This window comes from Streptomyces sp. NPDC016677 (assembly GCF_055562815.1).
Genome location: NZ_JBVHEO010000002.1, coordinates 649164 through 668687 on the forward strand (window position 1 = coordinate 649164; position 19524 = coordinate 668687).

Sequence of the window (19524 nt, forward strand, 5' to 3'; positions counted from 1 at the left end):
ACGACTCCCTCCAGCACATGTGGCAGACCCACGCCGCTCCCGAGGGCCGTCTCCAGGTCTTCGCTCTCTTCGGGGACCACACCCTGCGGTACGCCCGGCAGAGCACCCCCGGCGACCGCACCGACTGGTCGGCCCCGGCAAGTCGCTGGGCGTCCCCCAGGGCTGACGTCGCGGCTGCGAGGGAGTCCGCCCGCCTACTGAGGCTGTGTCGCGATCTGGATCAGGTTGCCGCAGGTGTCGTCGAAGACGGCGGTGGTGACGGGGCCCGCCTCCAGGGGCTCCTGGGTGAAGCGGACGCCGAGGCCGCGCAGCCGTTCGTACTCCGCCGTCACATCGTCGACGGCGAACTGGGCGAGCGGGATGCCGTCCTCGACGAGCGCGTCGCGGTAGGGCTTGACGGCCGGGTGGCCGGAGGGCTCCAGGAGGAGTTCGACGCCGTCGGGCGCGTCGGGCGAGACGACGGTCAGCCACCGGTCCTCGCCGCCCAGCGGGACGTCGTACTTCTTCACGAAGCCGAGGACCCGGGTGTAGAAGTCCAGGGCCTTGGCCTGGTCGTCGACGAAGATGCTGGTCAGGTGGATCTTCATGGGGTGCTCTCTTCTGGTGCGGAGGTGCCGGGCACGGGCCATCGCTCGGCTATCTGCCGCAGCGGGGCCGTGTTCAGGTCGTGGAACTTGTAGCGGCCCTCCCGCCTGGTCTCGACGAGCCCGGCCGCCTCCAGCACGGCGAGGTGCTGGGAGACCGCCTGGCGCGAGATGTCGAGCCGATGTCGCGTGCTCAGCCGCGAGCAGATCTCGAACAGCGTCTGCCCGGATCTCTCCGCGATCACGTCGAGGATGGTGCGGCGGGTGGCGTCGGCCAGTGCTTTGAAAATCTCGTCGGCCACGACCACAGAATAGGCAAGTGTCGACTTGCCTATCAAGTCGACGTCCGGCACCCGCACTGGCGCGGCGGGCTGGGCTGGGCTGGGCTGAGAGCTGGGGGCACCTCTGGCCCGCCCTCGCACCCGCCGGTGCCAAGGGTGGACGGTCACGGCCGGCGCATGCCGGCCGTGAAGCCCTCAGGAACGGTCAGGGGCCGGTTTCGGCCACCCCGCTCCAAAACTGGGCCGACGCCTGTCGGTCTCCAAGCAGGCTGCGGCGAAACTCATCGCGGTGCTGCGGGAACGCGGATGCGTGGCACGCGACACGGACCCCCTGGACGCCCGTCGCGAACGCCTTCACGTCACCGCACTCGGGCTCGAAGTGCTGCGACAAGGTGAAGCGATCTTCGACGAGTTGCGCGCCCAGTGGGCGCGGCGGATCGGTCCCGCCGAACTCGCGACCCGCGAAACGCAGCCGGCCGGCGGGGAGAGTCGGTGTAGCACTCGCCCCCGGACCCGCACGCTCCACAGTCCCGAACCTGGGGAGTCACTCCCCTTTGAGCACCTGCGGGCCACAGTGTCCACGGTGCCGGGTCGGGCAGAGACGAAAGCCCTCGAAGTCGGTCAGGGGCGAGCGGGGTGCATAGGGCTTGACCTGTATAAAGGCGCCCTCTCAGAGACCGAGGAGCCGTTCGGCGGTACCGTGGGCGATGCGGTTCTTGTCCTCGACACTCATGTCCGCCTCCTCGAGGAAGGCCGCTACGCCTTCGTTTCCCACGAACGGATAGTCGACCGCGAGGGCGATGCGCTCGACGCCGAGCGTCTCCACGCAGAACCGGAACTGCGCCTGGTTCCACATGCCGCTGGGCGTGATGTGGACATGGTGCTTGAAGTAGTCCGTGAACGGTCGGTCGAGTTGCGTGATCTCCTGAGGCAGCAACTCCTCGATCCTGTCGAGATAGAACGGGATCATCTCGCCCCAGTGACCGAGAATGACCTGGAGGTCCTGGTACTTGTCGAAGACACCGGAGAGCACCATGTGGATGAAGTGCTCCGCGGTCTCCACGTGCCACCCCCACGCCGCGGTCTGAAGTCTGCCGGTCACAAGCGGGGGAAGGCCCTCGTAGCTGGCCTCGGTGACGGCGCGCGGCGGCATCGCGGGGTGCAGGTAGACGGGCACACCGAGGCGGTTGGCCGTGGCCAGGACGGGGTCGAATCGCGGAGCGTCCAGGAACTCGCCCTCTGTGCGCCCGTTGATCAGCGTCCCGACGAAGCCCAGTTCGCTCACGCAGCGTTCCAGTTCATGCGCGGCGGCCTCAGGAGCGGCGGTCGGCAGAGCGGCGAACGCGGCGAAGCGCCCGGGGAACGCGTTGACCGCTTGCGCGGCGGTGTCGTTCGCGGCGCGGACGAGTTCCGGCGCCACGTCGGCCGGGGCCTGCTGCGCCCACAGGCAGGACAGGACCTGGGTGGTGATGCCGTTCCGGTCCATGTCCGCGATCCGCTTCTCACCGAGGTCCAGCAGCATGGACTCACTCTGCAGCGAGCCGGCGAACCCGGTTCCGGCTGCGTAAGCCGCAGCGAAGTTCGGGGCGAGCCGGTTGATGGCCGGACTGCTCGCCGCCGTGAGCGCAGGGTCCGCGAAGTGCTCTTCGAGCGTGATGATCCGCATGGCAGCCACCCCAGATAGAGGACAATATTGTTTCTTAACTTGACTGTACCAGGAGCGCTCGACGTGACGCGGTCCCAAGTGAGCGGCTATAAAGGACACGATGAGCCGCTCCTCAGCCACCCGTTCGAACGTCCGTGACACTGTTGCCGCGGAACGGCCCACGCGTCGGCGTGGCACGGAACTGACCCAGGCGATCTACGAAGCGACACTGCGGGAGCTTGCGGAGACGAGCTTCGAGGAGCTGAGCTTCGAGTCGGTGGCGTCGGCCGCGGGCACCGGTAAGTCCGTGCTCTACCGCCGCTGGAGCACCACGGCCGAACTCGTCCTCGCGGCGCTCAAGGATTATGAGGTTGGCCTGGCCAAGCCCGTGGTGCCGGACACCGGCACGCTGCGCGGAGATCTGATCATGATCCTCTCAACCCTTGCCCAGGTTCTGGACGAGCCGCGTGGACGTGCTTTGTGGCCCCTGCTGCTCCAGCGTGCCCGCCACCCTGAACTTTTCCACCGGATCATGGACCAGGTCAGCCGTCCCCACCGGGGCACCCTGCTCGAGTGCATCCGCGGTTTCGCCGACCAGGGCCAGGTCAGCCCGGCCAGGGTGACGGCACGCATCGCAGCCGTAGGCCCGCGCCTGATCATCGCCGAGTGCCTTGAGACCGGGAGTGTGTCCCAGGACGACGTCGTGTCCGTCGTGGACGAGGTTCTGCTGCCCCTGCTGACGTCATGAGAGCCTCAAGACCGACAACTCTGCCTGGTCAAGAGCGTGAGTTGCCGCTTCCTGGCGACCAGCTTCCCGGGTCGTGACGGCGGTCTTGCGCGTCCGGTGTTCCGCCGGCGGGTCGCAGCCGAAAGATGTTGCCCGCCGGGGCCCACGACGAGATCGGGGATGATGCCGGCGCCGGCTCCGCCGGTGCGGTGTGGACGGCTTGGACGACGTCCGTGTGATCGGTGGGATGGCAGCGGCGCCCGCGGCGAGCAGGCCGTCCTTCCTGGCAGTGTGCCGTGGGAAACGGCGTCGGTCTCCGCCGCCGTGATCCCAGGTGTGGGGGCCGCCGCCTTCGCGCGAAGAAGCCGCGGACACGTCCTCCCGGGGCAGCGGCGAGGTCGAGCAGAGCACCCGGCCGCTGCCGTTCGTCCGTGTCAGCCGCGCGGGAAGGCGGCCCACGCGGTGATGTCGAAGCCGTCGCCGTTCTCGCGGACTTCGGCGGCTCCGTGTCCCGGCCAGTGGGCCGGGATGACGAGTTCCCGTGTCTCGGCGGCCCGGGAGAGATAGGCGCGGCGGGTTCTGGCCGCGAGCGGGAGGTCGTCGCAGAAGCAGCTGTTCCAGCCGGGTTCGAGGACCTGGACGGGGCTGTGCAGCATGTCCCCGACGAAGACGGCGCGGTCGGTGCCCGAGCGGAGGGTGAGGACAGACGAACCGGGGGTGTGCCCCGGTGCGGCCTCCAGCAGCAGGTTGCCGTCGATGCGGTGGGCGTCTTCCCACAGGAGCGCCTGTCCGGCGCGGTGGATGGGGGCGACGCTGTCGTTGAACACGAGCTTGCTGCCCTCCCAGCGGAGGCGTTCGTGGTCGTCGCGCGGGGCCCTGCTGCGGCGGGGGTTTTCCGGGTCGAAGTAGAGGTTGTCGGCGCGGGGGATCAGGTAGGTGGCATTGGGGAAGGTGGGCACCCATTCCCCGTCGCGCAGTTGGGTGTTCCAGCCGACGTGGTCGTAGTGGATGTGCGTGTTGACCACGACGTCGACGTCCTCGGGCGCGACGCCGGCCTCGCGCAGGCGGGCGAGGTAGCCGGTCGACAGTCCGGCGAACTGCGGGATCTGCGGGCGCTCCCGGTCGTTGCCGACGCCGGTGTCCACCAGGATGGTCCTGCCCTCGCTGCGCAGGACCCAGGTCTGGATGTGGCAGTGGTAGGCGTCGTCGGCGGGGGTCCAGAAGTCCGGGGCCAGCCACTCCTGGTTGTCCCGCCAGGTTTCCTCGTCGCTGTCCGGGATGATGAAGCGGGCGGTACGGATGGGGCCGGACCACTCGACGACGCGCGTGATCGTGACGTCGCCGAGGGAGATGGCGTGTGCGGGCATGAGGGGTACTCCGGAATCGCTGAACGGTTCGGATGCGGTTACGGAAGTGCGGAGTGCGGAGTGCGGAGTGCGGAGTGCGGTGGAGCGTACGGCTCAGGCAGACTGCGCTGGGCCGTGGGACGCGGGAGCGTAGCGGGCCAGGAAGCTGAGTACGGCTTCCTCGATCACCACTTCCGCGGAGGGCTGGACGGCGGTCTCCTCGTCGAAGGCCATGACCCGGGGCCAGACGAGGAACTCCTGCACCAGACCCATGAACTGACGCGCCGCCAGATAGGTGTCCGCGCATCGCAGACGGCCGGTGCGGACCAGAGTGTCGAGGCAGCCGGCGAACGCTTCCGCGATGGGCCCCTTGCCCACCTGGTAGAACTCGTCGGCGATCCACGGCAACCGCCCGGACTCGCTCACCACCAGCCGGGCGAAACGGATCTGGTCCGTCTCGGTGGCGAAACGCTGAAGTGACCGTGCGAAGGAGCGTAGGACGTCCTCGGCGGTCTGCTCGGCGTCGCACTCCACGAGCGGCCGGCCCGGCCCGGCGAACGCCGACCAGTGATGGCGCGTCATCTCCCGGAAGACCGTCTCCTTCGAACCGAAACGGTTGTAGACGGTCTGCCTCGAGACCCCGGCGCACTCGGCGATCCGCTCCAGGGTGACGCCTTCGTAGCGGTCGGTCAGGAAGAGTTCCTTCGCGGCCGCGAGGATCTTCGCGTCGGAGGCGGACCTTCGGCGTCCGCTCCCCTTCCGCCGCGCTCCCGCCCTGTCCGGACTCGACAGGTCCGTGCTCGGCTGTTCGGTCACGCCGTTTCGCCCCCACTCACCCGCTGATTCCCCGGCCTGCCGGAGACGCCACGGCGGCACCGGCACGGCCATCGATGGGCGGTCCGGCCCGATCAGCCAGGCCGTCCTTCCCGCGTCGCAGTTTAGACTTTACAGTACAGTCCAACTCAGTGACCGCGGCCCAGTGGCCCTGCTGTCGGCGTCCAGCCCCGGCCGCGCCGGCCGCGACAAGGCGCGCGATGTTCTCCAGGGCAACGGGGGGCGGCGTCCGCGCCGTTGGCGGGAAGCGCCCTGTCGACCTGGCCGGCGATGGTGCAGATGCGGCCGTCCGGCGCTCCCACTCGCGAGCGACGTGCACCGTGTCCGTGCCGTGCGGATCCAGCGCCGCGGTGACGGGGCCCGCGCCGAGTTCGCGGACCCTGCCGGTCAGGCCCTGGCCGTACGCGGCCGGTTCGGCGCCGAGGCTTCGCAGACAATCCGCTGCCGACGGCGAGCCCGTCCCGATGACTGGCGCACCCGCCCTCCGCGCGAGCTGGACGGCGAAACGGCGCTCGGGAACGGGCGGCAGCAGCGGCGCGGCGCGCTCGACGGCACGAACCCCATCCACCGGACCGGCTGACCAGGGAGGACCGACCGATGAAGCATGCCTGGCAGGACACCGACGTCCTCGACATGCCGACCCTCGGCGCCCCGATCACCACCCTCGACGGCCTGAACGACGTGCCGGGCGGCTACGGCGCCCAGCCCGCGTGGGGCCCGTACGCGGGCGGCGGCGCCGCGCGCCGTATTCACGGCAACCGGCACTCCGGACAGCGTCACCACCTGCGACCTGGTAACCCTGCCCTGCCCAACGAGGTTCGGCCTTTCCCGCGCCTCCCTGGCCATCGCCCCGCTTCCTCGCCATCACCAACCGCACGCTCGTGGTGCGGTGGACGGAGAGCGACGGGCGGCGGGCCGCTGTTCGAGCCGAGCGAGGTCGGACTCGGCCGGAACACGCCGTACTTCGCGGCGCTGACCCGCCGCACCCCCAGCCGGGTGCGGTCTCTGATGCTCACCGAGCACGGCACGGCCCTCAGCCATCTCGCCCGTCTCGACCACCGAAGAGACCCGCAAGGCCCAGCAGAAGCTCGTCCTGGACCATTTCCACGACGAGGTCCGCCAGGACTGGGACGACGCCCTCGCCGCCTTCCCGCACCCGCACTACGAGCCGATCCCGACCATGCAGGTCCACGACGGAAACACAGCCGTCCGCGGCTACTACCGCGACAGGCGTATCGCCTTCCCGGACCAGGACCAGGACCAGGACCAGGACCAGGAGATCATCGCCCTGCGCCACAGCGACGACGCCGTCATCGTCGCATCCCGGCTGCTCGGCACCCACCTCGGCCCACTGGGCGCGATTCCCACACACACCGGCAACCGCTTCCGGGGCCGCATGACCGCGTACTTCATCTTCGACGACGACGGGAACGGCGGTGAGGCGCTGGTCTGCGAGCGGATCTGTTTCAACAGCCTTACACTGCTGAAACAGCTGCTCGACGGCCTGAACAGGCGTGACCCCCGCAACTGGTTCCTGGCCGCCCGCTGCCTGCGCGGACTCGTCGAAGACGCCGGCGGCGCCCCGCACCCCACCCGCGTCAACACGCCGAAAGCAGGACTGCCGTGAAGGTCCACCATCTCAACTGCGGCACCATGCACCTGCGGAGCGGCCCCCGGCTGGTCAGCCACGTTCTCCTCGTCGAGACGGACGAACAGGGCCTGGTCCTCGTCGACTCCGGCTTCGGCCTCCAGGACGTTGCCGCTCCCGGGCGCCGCGTGGGACCGGCCCGCCATTTCATCAGGCCGGCCCTCGACCCCGAGGAAACCGCCGCCCGCCAGATCGAACGCCTCGGCTTCCGCCGCGACGACGTCCGGCACATCGTCCTCACCCACTTCGACGCCGACCACATCGGCGGCCTCGCCGACTTCCCGCACGCCACCGTCCACATCACCGCGGCCGAGGCACGCGGCGCGATCCACGCCCCCTCCTGGCGCGAACGACTCCGCTTCCGTGCCGCCCAATGGGCCCACGGCCCGGCGATCGTCGAGCACAACCCGGACGGCGAGGCGTGGCGCGGGTTCGCCGCCGCCAAGGAGCTCGACTCCGTCGCGCCCGGCGTCGTCCTGGTCTCCCTCCCCGGACACACCCGCGGTCACGCCTGCGTGGCCGTCGACGCCGGCACGCGCTGGATTCTGCACGCCGGCGACGCCTTCTACCACCCCGGCACCCTCGACGGCCGCACCCCAGTGCCCCTCGCTCTCCGCGCCATGGAAACGATCGTCGCGTACGACCTCGAACAGGTCCGGGCCAACCACGCCCGCCTCGCCGAGCTGCATCGGCGCGCCGATTCCGACCTCGTCATCGTCAACGCCCACGACCCCGTCCTGTACGAGAAGCATCGGACCGACACGTGACACCGTCCGCTCGCGGCCTCCAGGTCGGCCGAGTCCAGCGCACCACAGCATGAAGGAAGGCACTGCGCGGCCCGGAACTCAAGACTCTCGCCCCCTACCTCTCGGGCCGGCGCACGCGCGTGGTACCCACCCTGGGTCACCTGCCGGTGCGGATGATCACCAACGGCGTCGTCGACCGCACCGTGCAGAACTGGATCGCCGACGAGCACAGCCGCTCTAGGTGAAGAACACCATCCCCGCCCTGGTGCGCGTCATGGAACAGGCCGTCCGCGACGGCACCATCAGGGTCAACCCCGCCCGTGTCACCGGCTGGCAGAAGCTCTGCGAACAGGCCCGGAACAGCCGCCGGCGCAGCCCTCTCCGGGCACCTCACCGCAGTCCGCGCCCCGCCCCCGCTCGGTCCCCAGCCCGATCGCCATGCCCCGCTGCCCCGGTCAAGGACGCCAAATATCCCCACTGGTCCCCAACTGGTCCCCAACTGGTCCCCAAGAATGATCAAAGGCCGGTTTCGGATCTCTCCCAAACCGGCCCTGACCTGCGACTGTCACCAGTCGGGACGACAGGATTTGAACCTGCGACCCCTTGACCCCCAGTCAAGTGCGCTACCAAGCTGCGCCACGTCCCGTGAACTCGCAGGTCAAGCCTACCGTATGCGCGGAGTGGGGGAAGTCGCCGGCCGTCCCCCCTTGAGTGCGGCCGGCGACGTACGGTCCCCCGGGTCAGGCGGCGTCGGGGGGTGTGATGCCGAACTTCTCGGCTGCCCGCGTCAGTTCGCGCCACACCTTGGGGGCCACCGGCACGCCGTGCGTACCGCGCTCGGCCGCCACGGCGGCGCTGCGCTCGCCGGGGTAGTACACGCCGGACGCGCCCTCCGCGGCCGGCAGGCCCTTGACGGTGTCCAGCGTGGTGTCGACGGCGCCGGTGAAGTCCTCCGCGCTGCCGCCGAAGGCCGCCGGGTCGACGGCGATCAGCAGGGCGTTCTGGCGGTGCCGGCGGCCGGCCGGGTCGGCCGAGTGGAAGGAGGAGAGGATCGGCGCGCCCACCAGGACGCTGGTGAGGAGTTCGAAGGCGAGGGACATGCCCGAGCCCTTGGCGCCGCCCAGCGGCAGCGGCATGACCGCCAGGGACGGGTCGGTGGTGGGGGTGCCGTCCTCGGTGGCGGCGGCGTTCTCGGGGAGCGGGGTGCCGTCGGCCCTGGCCTGGCGGATCTTGCCGAGCGCGATGGTGGCCGTCGCCATGTCGAGGAGGAGCGGGGCGTGGCCGGCGGCCGGGACCGCGATCGCCAGGGGGCTGGTGGCGACGGCCGCGCCCTTGACGCCGGTGTAGCCCATGGTGGGCATGCCGGCGACGAAGCCGAGGCCGACCAGGCCCTGGTCGGCGATCCGGGAGACGTAGTAGCCGATGGCGCCGGTGTGCACGGTGCGGCGTACCCCGACGGAGGCGATGCCGAAGGCGCGGGCCCGTTCGACCGCCTCGTCGGCGGCGGCGGTCAGGGCGACCGGGCCGGGGGCGCGGTCGGCGTCGATGACGGCGGCGGCCGGGGTGGTGGACTCGACCTTGACGTCGGGGGTCGCGTTGGCCACACCCTCGGCGAGCAGGTCGAGGTAGGCGGGGACGCGGGCCACGCCGTGCGACTCGACGCCGCGCCGGGCCGCCCAGACGAAGACGTCGGCGGTGGTGGCGGCGTGCTCGGGGCTCAGGCCCCCTTTCTCCAGGAGGGCGGCGGCGAAGGCGCGCAGGTCGTCGGCGGGGACGCGGACCTTGCCCGGCTCGGGCGCCGGGGTCGGGGTGTCGGTCATGGTGCGTAGGTCTCCTGGGTCGGTCAACGAATGACGAGGACGTCCACGACGGCGGTGGTGCCCTCCGCCACGGCCTTCAGGGCGCGCTCCAGGGCGGGCGCGAGGGCGTCGGTGGTGTCGACGGTCTCGGTGTGCATGCCGAAGGGTTCGGCGAAGGCCGCGAGGCGGGGCAGGCGGTGCAGGTCGGTGCCGAGCCACTCGCCGGTCCCGGCGGCGGCGCCGTCGGGGTAGAAGCGGCGGTGGTTGAGGTTCATCGACTTGTAGACGCGGTTGTTGAAGACCACGATCAGCAGCGGCAGGTCGTAGCTCCTGGCCGCGTCGTACGACGGGATCACCGGGTTGTAGGCGAAGGCGCCGTCGCCGACGGTGAGGACCACGGGCCTGTCCCGGGCGGCGAGTTTGACGCCGAGGGCCACCGCGATGCCCTGGCCGAGGCCGCCCTGGACGTAGAAGTAGGAGTCGGGGGCGTCCGTGCGCAGGTGGCGTCGGACGGTCTTGCTGTGGGTGATGGTCTCGTCGACGACGATGCCGTCCCGGCCGGACAGCAGCCCCCGGAGGGTGGCGGCGACCAGGACCGGGTCGACTCCCCGTGACTGCCCTGCCTTCGCCTCGGCGGCGGCGATCGCCTCGCGTTCGGCCGTGTGGCGGGTCTCCTGGGCCGCCCGGCGTGCGCTCACCGCGGTCCCGTCCAGGTCTTTCGCCCGCTTGGTGAGCTGGCGCAGGGTGTGGGTGACGTCGCCCTCCAGGTAGGCGTCCGCGAACAGCACCTGGTAGGCGATGTGCGGGCGCTGCGGCACCTGGTCGACGACGACGACCCTGGCCTTCGACGGCCGGCGGCTCGGCGGGTAGAACGGGGCCCGGCAGTTGACCAGGAGGATCAGGTCCGCCTCGGCCGTCCACGGTCCGATGTCGCTGCCGGCGTGCAGGGGGTGGGTGCGCGGGAAGTTGCCGCAGACCGCCGAGTCGGGTTCGACGACGGGCACGTGCCATGCCTCGGCGAAGGCGACGAGGGCCTCGAAGCCGCCCGCCTCGCGGCCCGCGGTCTCGGTGACGACGACCGGGTTCTCCGCCTCGCGGATCAACTGCGCGACGCGGTCGACCTCTTCGGGCGAGGAGTGGGTGGAGCCGGGTGGCACGACGGGCTTGGCCTCGCGGCCGTCCCAGTCCTCCAGCAGGGTCTCCAGCGGGATGTCGAGGTAGGCGGGGCCGGCCGGGGCCCGCCAGGCCAGTTCCGCCGCCCGGGTGATCATCGCGGGCAGGGTGCTGATGTGCGCGGCCTCGTTGGCCCACTTGGTGAACGGCTGGGCCATGTGGTGCGGGCCGCCCACGACGGACAGGTTGCGGTACCACTGGCCGCCCGGGTCCTGGCCGGGGCCGTCGCCGTACGTGGTGGACTCCGAGGAGGCCACCACCATGGGCACCCCCGCCAGCAGCGCCCCGTGCACGGCCATGGAGCCCTGGAGCAGACCGGGGGCGGCGTGCAGGAGCACACCCTGGGGACGGCGCCGGAGCAGTCCGTAGCCGGTGGCCATGCCGACCGCCACCGTCTCATGGGTGAGGTCCAGGTACGCGGGGGCCGGCTCGCCGTCGCGGTGGCGGCGGGCCAGCGACTCCCACACCGGGGCCCACTCGGAGCCCGAGGAGCAGAAGAGGTAGTCGGCGCCCGCGGCGGTGAAGGCGGATACGAAGGCGTCGCCGCCGTCACCGGCGTCGGCGCCCGGCTCGTTGCGGGGGGTGCCCGTCATCTCGTCCGGTCCCTCAGCCCTCGTACGGCCAGTTCAGGACCTCGGAGATACCGCGGCCCATGATCCATTCGAGTTCCTCGGGGGTGAAGTCCCAGTGCTTGGTGAACTGCTCGATGGTGTCGGTGTAGGTGATGCCGTGGCCGAGCAGGCGGGTGATGTCGGTGCCGTAGAAGCAGCGCCGCGGCCCCATCCTGTCGACCATCTCGCGCACGTACTTCTGGATGTTGTTGTTCGGGAAGGGCTGCGTGGAGTAGCCGGGCAGCGCCGAGACCTTGACGTAGATGTTGGGGTGCGGGGCGAGGTCGGCGGTCTCCTGGACCCAGTAGCCGATGGCGTCGTCGACGCAGCGGGCCATGATGCCCATGTGGTCGATGATGATCTTCAGCTCGGGGTGCTTGGCGGCGATCTCGCCCAGTTCGCGCTTCCAGATGGGGGCGTGGACCATGGTCGGGACGCGGAGCTGCTCGGCGACCGGCCAGTACCAGTCGTTGGTGCCGTCGATCATCCAGTTGCGGTCCTGCGGGCGGTGGAAGGTGAGCCGGGTGCCCTTGATGTGCGGGTTCTGGGCGAAGTCCGTCAGCAGGGCCGTGCCCTCGGCCTCGTTGTCCTGCGGGACGCGGGCCATGATGCCGAAGCGGTCGGGGTGGGCCTCGCACGCTTCGAGGGCGTAGTCGATGCGGTTGCCCTCCCAGGACGGCGGGAGGATGAGGGCCCGGTTGACGCCGGCCTCGTCCATCAGCTCCAGGGCCTCCTGGTAGGAGAAGGGTGCCTCGCGGTGGCCGTTGAGGCGGATGCGCTCGCGGGCGCCCGGGACCCAGGGGCGGTCCGGGGTCTCTTCCTTCCAGATGTGGATCTGGGTGTCGACGACGAACATGTCGTGAACTCGCTTTCTCGTCGGGGGCGCTGCGGTGGTGTGGAAGGAACGCTAGGGGGGTGCCGGGGCCTTGCAGAGAGCCCGGGACGCAAGCTGTTGTTGCGCGAGAACGCGCCGTACGCAGGGCGTTTCCGGATCGCGTCAGGCGTCGCCGAAGACGGCGCCGGCGATGTGCTCGGCGATCGCCATGGAGGCGGTGGCGGCCGGTGAGGGCGCGTTGCGCACGGCGGTGATCCGGCCGGCCCGGTGGACGCGGAAGTCGTCCACGAGGGTGCCGTCCCGGTCCAGGGCCTGGGCGCGGACGCCCGCTCCGCCGCGCACCACGTCCTGGGCGCCGACCCCGGGGACGTAGCGTCCCGCGTCGCGCATGAACGCCGCGGTGGACAGCGAGCCGCGGTACTCCTTGACGCCGGTACGCCAGTGCTGGGCCGCCATCCTCCAGGTGCCGGGGTAGGCGGCGAGGCCGAGCAGGTCGCGCGGGGAGACCGTGGTGAGCCGGTAGCCCTCCCTGGCGAGGGCGAGGACGGCGTTGGGCCCGACCTCCACCGTGCCGTCGACGCGCGGGGTGAAGTGCGTGCCGAGGAAGGGGTAGCGGGGGTCGGGGACCGGGTAGAGCAGCCCGCGCACCAGGTGGGCGCGGTCGGGCTTGAGCAGCATGTACTCGCCGCGGAACGGGACGATCCTGGGTTCTGGCCGGTCCCGGGCGAGCCTGGCGACCGTGTCCGAGTGGAGGCCGGCGCAGAGGATCAGCCGGTCCGTCTTCAGGCGCCGCTCGCCGGAGGCGACCTCGACGCCGCCGGGGACGCCGGTGATGCCGGTGACGGGGAAGCCGAGCTTCACCTCGCCGCCGGAGGCGGTGATGTCCTTGGCGAACTCCCGGGCGATCGCCGGGTAGTCGGTGATCGCGGTGCGCGGGGAGTGCAGGGCGGCGATGCCGCCGGCGTGGGGCTCCAGTTCCTTGATCTCGTCCCGGGAGACCTTCCTGAGGTCGGGCACGTGGTTGTCCTTGGCCCGCCGGTAGAGGGTCTCCATGCGGCCCAGCTCGTCCTCGCGGACGGCCATGACCAGCTTGCCGATCTCCCGGTAGGGCAGGCCGCGGTCCTGGCAGTACTCGCGCAGCAGGGCCACGCCGCGGACGGTCAGGTCCGCCTTCAGGCTGCCGGGCGGGTAGTAGATGCCGGCGTGCACGACGCCCGAGTTGTGGCCGGTCTGGTGCAGCGCGACCCGCGGTTCCTTCTCGACGACCACGACACGGGTGCCGGGCCTGCGCAGCGCGATCTCGCGGCCCAGGGCCAGGCCCACGATGCCGGCGCCGACGATGCCGATCGTCTCGTCAGCCATCGGCGTCCTCCTTCGTCGATAGCTCGTTCACGCGCCGAAGTGGACGGCGACCGTCTTGACCCGCGTGGAGAAGCGCAGGACCTCGTCGCCCTGCTCCTTGTAGCCGGTGCCGGAGTCGTGGAAGCCGCCGAAGGGCAGGTGCACGTCCCAGCCGGGGGTGGGGTGGTTGACGGCGATCTGGCCGCACTCGGCCTCGTCGGCGAAGCGGTAGGCGGCGCCGAGGTCACGGGTGAAGACGGCCGCGGCCAGGCCGTACACGGAGTCGTTGACCGCTTCGACGGCGTGCGTGAAGTCGTCGACGGCGCGGACGGCGAGGACCGGGCCGAACACCTCGTCCCGCCAGACGGCCATCCCGGGGGTGACGTCACCGAGCACGGTGGGCCGCACATAGCAGCCGTGCACGCGGTCTCCCTCGGTGTCGGCACCGCCGCCGGTGAGGACGCGGGCCCCCTCCTCGACCGCCCTGGCCAGCGCGGCGAGGACGCTGTCGCGCTGCCGGGGCCCGGACAGCGGGCACATCGTCGTCGCCGGGTCGGTTCCCGGACCGACGGTCAGCTTCTCGGCCTCCGCGACCAGCAGCCGGGTGAACTCCGCGTGCACCGGCCGCTCGACGACGACCCGGCTGGTGGCGGTGCAGCGCTGGCCGGCCTGGCCGAAGGCGGCGGCGGCGACGGCCCGCGCGGCGGCCGGCAGGTCGGCGTCCCTCAGCACGGCGGAGGCGTTCTTGCCGCCCAGTTCGCCCTGGAAGCGGACGTTGCGGCCGGCGAGGCGGCGGCGGAGCAGGTCGCCGACCTCGTTGGAGCCGGTGAAGGTGACGCCCGCGATCCGCGGGTCGTCCAGGAGCGCCTCCTCGATCTTCGGCGTCCGGCCGGTCACCACGTTCAGCACCCCGGCCGGCAGGCCCGCCTCGTGCAGGGCGCGGGCGAGGTGCAGGCCGGACAGCGGGGTGCCGGTGGCCGGCTTGAGGACGGCCGCGTTGCCGGTGGCGAGCAGCGGGGCGAGTTTGCGGGCCGGGGTGATCAGCGGGTCGTTCCAGGGGCTGATGACCAGCAGCACGCCGACGGGCTCGCGCTGGGTGTGCGTACGGGTGCCGGGGCGGGCGTCGTGCAGGAGGGTGCCATAGCCCTGGCGGGCGAGGCCGGCGTAGTAGTCGAGGAAGTCGGCGGCCTTGCCGGCCTCGCCGCGGGCCTCGGCCAGGGTCTTGCCGTTCTCGGCGGTCACGTCGGCGGCGATCTCGTCGAGGCGTGCGCGGATCAGCCGGGCGGCGCCGGTCAGGACGCGGGCCCGCTCGAACGGGCTGGTGCGCTTCCAGCCGGCGAAGCCCCGCTCGGCGTGGTCGTAGGCGCGGGTGACGTCCTCGGCGGAGAGGGCCGGGACCCGGGCCACGGGGGTGCGGACGTCGGCCGGGTCGTGGACGTCGATCCACTCGCCGGTCGTCACCCACTCCCCGCCCAGGAGCGTTTCCAGGGTGCGCATCAGATCACTTCCTTCATCGGCCGCGGCACAGGGGGGCGCGGTCAGCGGGTCGGCCGTGCGGGGCCGGAAGCGACGACACACCATGCCGGGACCGGCCCACCAGCCCCGCGGCGGCAGGCATTGCTTGCGCCGCGCGCGGGCCGGGCCAGGGGTGGTCCATGCTGGAATCTGCCGTCCGGACGGTACGCCCCGGACACCGTCCCGAGCCGAGGAGAGACCGCTCATGGCCTACGCAGTCGTCGCCCACTACCGCTGCGCGCCCGCCGACGCGGACGCGGTGCGAGCCGCGCTGCTGAGGGCGCGGGAGGCGACCCGCGCCGAGCCGGCGAACCTCGCCTACGACGTGCACGCGGTGGCGGACGATCCCGGCGGCTTCCTGCTGTACGAGCGGTACGAGGACGCCGCCGGGTTCGAGGCGCACCAGGCGGCCCCGCATTTCCAGGAGCAGATCGTCAAGACGGTGTGGCCGCTGCTGACCGGCCGGTCGGTGACCTTCGCCGAGGCGCTGTGACGGGCCGAGATCTCAGGTAGGTACCAACTTCCCTGCCGCACTGTGGTGTTGAAGGGGTCCGTGCTAAGTTCCCGGCCATCCCTGGCGACCGCACACCCACGGGGGCGTGGATGGCGAACGGTGAACTCCACGGGTACGGGCCGCTGCTGGAGACCTTCGTGCCCCGGGCGGTCGGCCTGGACGCGCGGGGCAGGGGCACCAGGCCCGGCTGGCCCGGCGGCGCCCCGGTCATCAGGATCTACGGCGGGCGCGGAACGGGCCGGACCGCGGTGTGCCAGGCCCTGCACGGCCGGTACGTCAACCGGCTGCACGTCGCCAAGTGGCCCGCGACCGACCGGGCGGTCCCGGCCGCGGCGCCGCCGGCGGACGGCGCGGGCCTGCTCGTCTCCCGCCCGCTGGCGGCCCTGGCCTGGCTGGTCCACGAGCTGAACGCCGGCGTGCCGAAATTCGGGCGCATCGCGTTCCCCCGGTTCACCTACGCCGTACTGGCCGTCGTCACCCTGGAGGAGTCGGCGCCCCGGGCCGACCCGGACGGTCCGAGTCCGGCCGAGCTGGCGACGTTCCAGCGGCAGCGGCAGGACCTGGAGCAGGCACTGGAGGACTCGGCCGGCGAGCCCGCCGTACGGGAACGCTTCGGTGCCCTGGTCGACGCGACGGTCCCACTGCTGCGGTGGATCCCGGTGCTGGCGCCGCTGGAGGACCTGGTGCGCGAGCTGCTGCGGCAGGCCCGTCGGGGCCGCGGCGGCCAGGGGCTGGACGCGGCGGCGCTGCGGTGGTGGGACGAGCGGCCGCTCGGCGTCCCGGGCACCGGGATCGAGAAACTGCTGCGGTACGCGCAGCACCTGGGCTTCGAGCTGCCGGCCCCCGCCCGCGACGACCTGGAACGGCGGCTGGCCGCGGCGTTCTTCGCCGACATCGACGCCTACTACCGGGCCTGGCACTTCTTCACCCGCCCGCTGCCCCTGGTCGTCCTGGACGACACGCACACCCGCACCGGCGAGCGCCTGTTCGACCTGCTGCTGACCGCGTACGCCGAGGCCGCGGGGCCGGACCCCGGCCGGGGCGCGGACGTCAGCCGTCCCGTGCTCGTCAGCACCCGGCTCGGCGCGGGCCCCGGCGGGGCACCGGACCGGGACCGGCACCCGGCCGACGTGACGAGGATCGGCACGCTCGCCTGGGAGAGCCCGCGGGGACGGTCGCCCGACGCCTGGCAGCTGTGGCTCAGGGCGCCGGCGCTGCGGACCGCGGACATCGCGGCCGCCCTCGGCACGGGCTGCCCCCGGGGGCTGCCCGATGTGACCGGGCAGATCAGCGCCGGCCGCGCGGGCCTGGCCCGGCCGCTGACCGACGCCGCCCGGCAGGACCTGCGCCGCGGCCGGGACAGTGTGCTGCGCCGGTGCGCGACCGAGGGCCTGGGCCGCGCGCTGCTCGGCCTCCCCCCGGCGGGTCCGGCCGAGGAGGCGAGCGTCGCGGACGTCCTGCTGCACTACCTGGTGCCCGAGCGGTCGCTGATCGAGCCCCTGCTGCCCTGGGCCGTGGCGCTGCGCCTCGACGACGTACGGCGGCTGCCGGGCCTCGGGGACGGCGAGGTGGCGGCGGGGGACCGGGTGCGGGCCTTCCTGCGGGCCGAGCACTGGGACCGGTCCCCCTGGGCGGGCGAGGCGGGTTTCGTGCCTCCGGTCGGCGACCGGGCCCTGCGCGAACTGCTGCTGCACCGGCTGCGGGCCGAGTGCACACCCGCCCGCCGGGGGCCCGACGCCTTCGCGTACTGGACACGGCTGCACTCGGCCGCCGCCGCCCACTACGGCCGGGCCGCCGCCGACGACCGGGACGCGCTGATCGCCCGGCTCCACCACACCCTGGCCCTGGGCCGCCGCGAGGAGGCCGTGGCCGGACTGCACCAGCTGTTCGGCACCGACGACCGGCGCTCCTGGCTGGCCGCCGTGCAGTTCGTCTGCGCGGCACCCCGGCCGCCGGACGGTTACGCGCGGCAGCACCCGGAGGGGCCCGGCAGCTGCCCGGCCTGTCCCGGGCCGCGTCCGGACGGCCGGCACCGGGCCGTCGCGGCGCTGGTGACCCGCCTCCAGGACCTGTCCACGCTCTCCTCCCTCTACACGGACGACCCCGACAGCCCGGACAACCGGCTGCGCCAGTTGCTCAGCGGCTTCGACATCGCCTACGACGACCAGGACATCGCCACCGTGGAGGCCGCCCGGCTCTGGCCGGCGCTGCTCGCCCAGGGGCGGCGCGTTCCCGAACTGCCCATTCCGGCCGAGCGAAGGGACCACTGACGTGCCGGCACCCGAGTTCTGGCCCGGATGGCTGCTGGTCGGCGGGGCGAGCGCGCTCGTCGTCGCCACGGCACTGGTCCTGTGGTGGGTGTGGCACGCCGGTGTCGACCACCTCGTCCGCAACGCCGTCGCCGTCGTCTGCGCCCTCGTCGCGGGCGGCGCGGTGGCCGTCGTCTGCTGGACGGCCGCGCTGCCGGACTACTGCCAGAGCGGCAACGAACGGCTGGTCCGGGAGGACGGCCAGTGTGTGGGGATCAGCGACGGCGGCTACGTGTTCGACGACGCCCTCGCCGCCGTGTCCGCGCGGATCGAGGAACTCAACCACCGTGTCGAGCAGGGCGACAAGCCGTACGCCACCATCGCCCTGATGATCCCCATGACGCCCGGTGAGGAGAGCGCGGCGGACCGCGCCCAGTTGCTGCGCGAGGTCCAGGGCGCCTATCTCGCGCAGTACCGGGCCGACGTGGTGGCCCCGGAGGACGTGCCCGTCCGGCTCGTCCTCGCCAACCCGGGCCGGGACCTGGAGCACGGCCGGCGGGTGGCCGACTGGCTCGCCGAGCTGGCCGCCTCCGACCAGGACCGGCTGCGGGCGGTGTTCGGCTTCAACCTCAGTGTCCAGGAGAACGCCGACACCATCGGCTACCTCACCCGGGAGAAGAAGATCCCGGTGGTGGGCGGCCCCATCACCGCCACCGATCTCGCCGACGGCGGGAGGACGCCGTATCCGGGCCTGGTGAAGGTGGTGCCGTCCAACCACGACCAGGCGCGCGCGCTGCGGCACTACCTGGACCAGGACGACACCAAGTCCTTCCTCGTCGAGGACATCAGCGGCACCGACCTGTACGCGAGGTCGCTGCGGGAGGCGTTCCGCGAGGTCACCAGGAACGCGGCGAGCGGCCCGGAGCAGTACGACGCCCAGCGGGTGACGAACAACGACTTCCAGCAGATGGTGAACAACATCTGCGACTCCCGGGCCACCACCCTCTACTTCGCCGGACGGCCGGCCGCACTCGCCCAGCTGATCAACGCGCTGGGCCGGCGCGGCTGCGACCGGCATCTGACCCTCGTCACCGTCTCCGGGGCGTCGACCATCACCCTGGAGCCCAGCCTCGACTGGGGCGCGCTCACCCGGGGCAAGGGCCTGACCGTGGAGTACGCCACCATCACCCACCCGGACGTGTGGGCGGCGGACGGCAGCCCCGCGCCGCCCTCGACCGGCGGCTCGCCCGCGGACCTCGCGAAACTGACCGGTCTGCTGGAGCCGGACGCCGCGCACGATCCGGGGGACATCGGCGCCACCGACCTCTCCGACGGGCGCACCATCACCATGTACGACTCGGCGCTGACCGCCATCACCGGCATCGAGAACCGGGTGACCGAGAAGGGCGAGGTGCCGGATCTCGCGGCCATCGAGGAGGCGTGGCGGCGGCTGCACGGCGTGCACAAGGTGCCCGGGGCGAGTGGGTGGATCTGCCTGGGCGGCGACGGCACCCCGTACGACAAGGCGGTGGCGATCGTCCGGCTGGTGGCCGAGGGCGGCGAGGGGCCCGGCGGGCACCTCGCCTACCAGGGGGTGGCGTGGCCGACCGGCCGGCCGCTGACCGCCGAGCGGTGCCTGAACACCAAGGGCTGAGCCGGTCCCCCGCCCCGCGCCG

The 19524-nt window shown here is 72.1% G+C and carries 16 protein-coding genes and 1 tRNA gene; 6 read left to right on the top strand and 11 right to left on the bottom strand.

The features are described 5' to 3' along the window. Positions 1-194: 194 nt before the first annotated feature. From ACZ3IG_RS08235 to ACZ3IG_RS08245, 3 genes are all read right to left on the bottom strand, one after another. Positions 195-587 (bottom strand): VOC family protein, encoded by a 393-nt coding sequence (locus ACZ3IG_RS08235; protein ID WP_467430063.1) that lies wholly within the window; start codon positions 585-587, stop codon positions 195-197. Next, on the bottom strand, positions 584-886 hold the full coding sequence (locus ACZ3IG_RS08240; protein WP_467430064.1) for an ArsR/SmtB family transcription factor: 303 nt from the start codon (positions 884-886) through the stop codon (positions 584-586). Before ACZ3IG_RS08240 ends, ACZ3IG_RS08235 begins: the two co-directional genes overlap by 4 nt. 649 nt (positions 887-1535) lie before the next feature. Further along, positions 1536-2651, bottom strand: a complete 1116-nt coding sequence (locus ACZ3IG_RS08245) for an amidohydrolase family protein (RefSeq protein ID WP_467430065.1) — start codon at positions 2649-2651, stop codon at positions 1536-1538. On the opposite strand from ACZ3IG_RS08245, the gene ACZ3IG_RS08250 reads away from it, so the two are divergent. After that, complete coding sequence (locus tag ACZ3IG_RS08250) at positions 2632-3258, top strand: TetR/AcrR family transcriptional regulator (RefSeq protein ID WP_467430067.1); 627 nt, start codon at positions 2632-2634, stop codon at positions 3256-3258. The genes ACZ3IG_RS08245 and ACZ3IG_RS08250 overlap by 20 nt on opposite strands. Positions 3259-3671: 413 nt before the next feature. Here ACZ3IG_RS08250 and ACZ3IG_RS08255 read toward each other — a convergent pair whose 3' ends face one another. Both ACZ3IG_RS08255 and ACZ3IG_RS08260 read right to left on the bottom strand, forming a co-directional pair. Then, positions 3672-4604 (bottom strand): MBL fold metallo-hydrolase, encoded by a 933-nt coding sequence (locus ACZ3IG_RS08255; protein ID WP_467430069.1) that lies wholly within the window; start codon positions 4602-4604, stop codon positions 3672-3674. 93 nt (positions 4605-4697) lie between these two features. After that, positions 4698-5399, bottom strand: a complete 702-nt coding sequence (locus ACZ3IG_RS08260) for a TetR/AcrR family transcriptional regulator (RefSeq protein WP_467430070.1) — start codon at positions 5397-5399, stop codon at positions 4698-4700. Between the two features lie 1198 nt (positions 5400-6597). Between ACZ3IG_RS08260 and ACZ3IG_RS08265 the strand changes: the two genes are divergently transcribed. Beyond that, complete coding sequence (locus ACZ3IG_RS08265; RefSeq protein WP_467430072.1) at positions 6598-7044, top strand: ester cyclase; 447 nt, start codon at positions 6598-6600, stop codon at positions 7042-7044. Beyond that, positions 7041-7832 (top strand): MBL fold metallo-hydrolase, encoded by a 792-nt coding sequence (locus tag ACZ3IG_RS08270; RefSeq protein ID WP_467430074.1) that lies wholly within the window; start codon positions 7041-7043, stop codon positions 7830-7832. The genes ACZ3IG_RS08265 and ACZ3IG_RS08270 overlap by 4 nt, the downstream gene beginning before the upstream one ends. A 551-nt stretch (positions 7833-8383) precedes the next feature. Here the strand turns inward: ACZ3IG_RS08270 and ACZ3IG_RS08275 are convergent. From ACZ3IG_RS08275 to ACZ3IG_RS08300, 6 genes are all read right to left on the bottom strand, one after another. After that, positions 8384-8457: transfer RNA gene (locus ACZ3IG_RS08275), tRNA-Pro, on the bottom strand. Between the two features lie 94 nt (positions 8458-8551). Beyond that, positions 8552-9631: an Ldh family oxidoreductase gene (locus tag ACZ3IG_RS08280; protein ID WP_467430075.1), complete on the bottom strand. Its 1080-nt coding sequence runs from the start codon at positions 9629-9631 to the stop codon at positions 8552-8554. Positions 9632-9654: 23 nt separating this feature from the next. Next, positions 9655-11376, bottom strand: a complete 1722-nt coding sequence (locus ACZ3IG_RS08285) for a thiamine pyrophosphate-dependent enzyme (protein WP_467430077.1) — start codon at positions 11374-11376, stop codon at positions 9655-9657. 13 nt (positions 11377-11389) lie between these two features. Beyond that, complete coding sequence (locus tag ACZ3IG_RS08290; protein ID WP_467430078.1) at positions 11390-12250, bottom strand: amidohydrolase family protein; 861 nt, start codon at positions 12248-12250, stop codon at positions 11390-11392. Positions 12251-12391: 141 nt separating this feature from the next. Beyond that, positions 12392-13591 carry an L-2-hydroxyglutarate oxidase gene (gene lhgO, locus ACZ3IG_RS08295; RefSeq protein ID WP_467430081.1) on the bottom strand — a complete coding sequence of 400 codons (1200 nt, stop codon included), beginning with the start codon at positions 13589-13591 and terminating at the stop codon, positions 12392-12394. Between the two features lie 27 nt (positions 13592-13618). Next, complete coding sequence (locus ACZ3IG_RS08300) at positions 13619-15067, bottom strand: aldehyde dehydrogenase family protein (protein ID WP_467430083.1); 1449 nt, start codon at positions 15065-15067, stop codon at positions 13619-13621. A 223-nt stretch (positions 15068-15290) separates the two neighbouring features. Here ACZ3IG_RS08300 and ACZ3IG_RS08305 point away from each other — a divergent pair, with 223 nt between their 5' ends. From ACZ3IG_RS08305 to ACZ3IG_RS08315, 3 genes are all read left to right on the top strand, one after another. Beyond that, positions 15291-15578 carry a putative quinol monooxygenase gene (locus ACZ3IG_RS08305; protein ID WP_467430085.1) on the top strand — a complete coding sequence of 96 codons (288 nt, stop codon included), beginning with the start codon at positions 15291-15293 and terminating at the stop codon, positions 15576-15578. Between the two features lie 110 nt (positions 15579-15688). Beyond that, the gene (locus ACZ3IG_RS08310; RefSeq protein WP_467430087.1) at positions 15689-17869 is read left to right on the top strand and encodes a hypothetical protein; all 2181 of its coding nucleotides are present in this window, start codon (positions 15689-15691) and stop codon (positions 17867-17869) included. 1 nt (position 17870) lies between these two features. Next, a complete protein-coding gene (locus ACZ3IG_RS08315; protein WP_467430088.1) occupies positions 17871-19502 on the top strand; it encodes an ABC transporter substrate-binding protein in 1632 nt (543 codons plus the stop codon). The last annotated feature ends 22 nt before the right edge of the window (positions 19503-19524 follow it).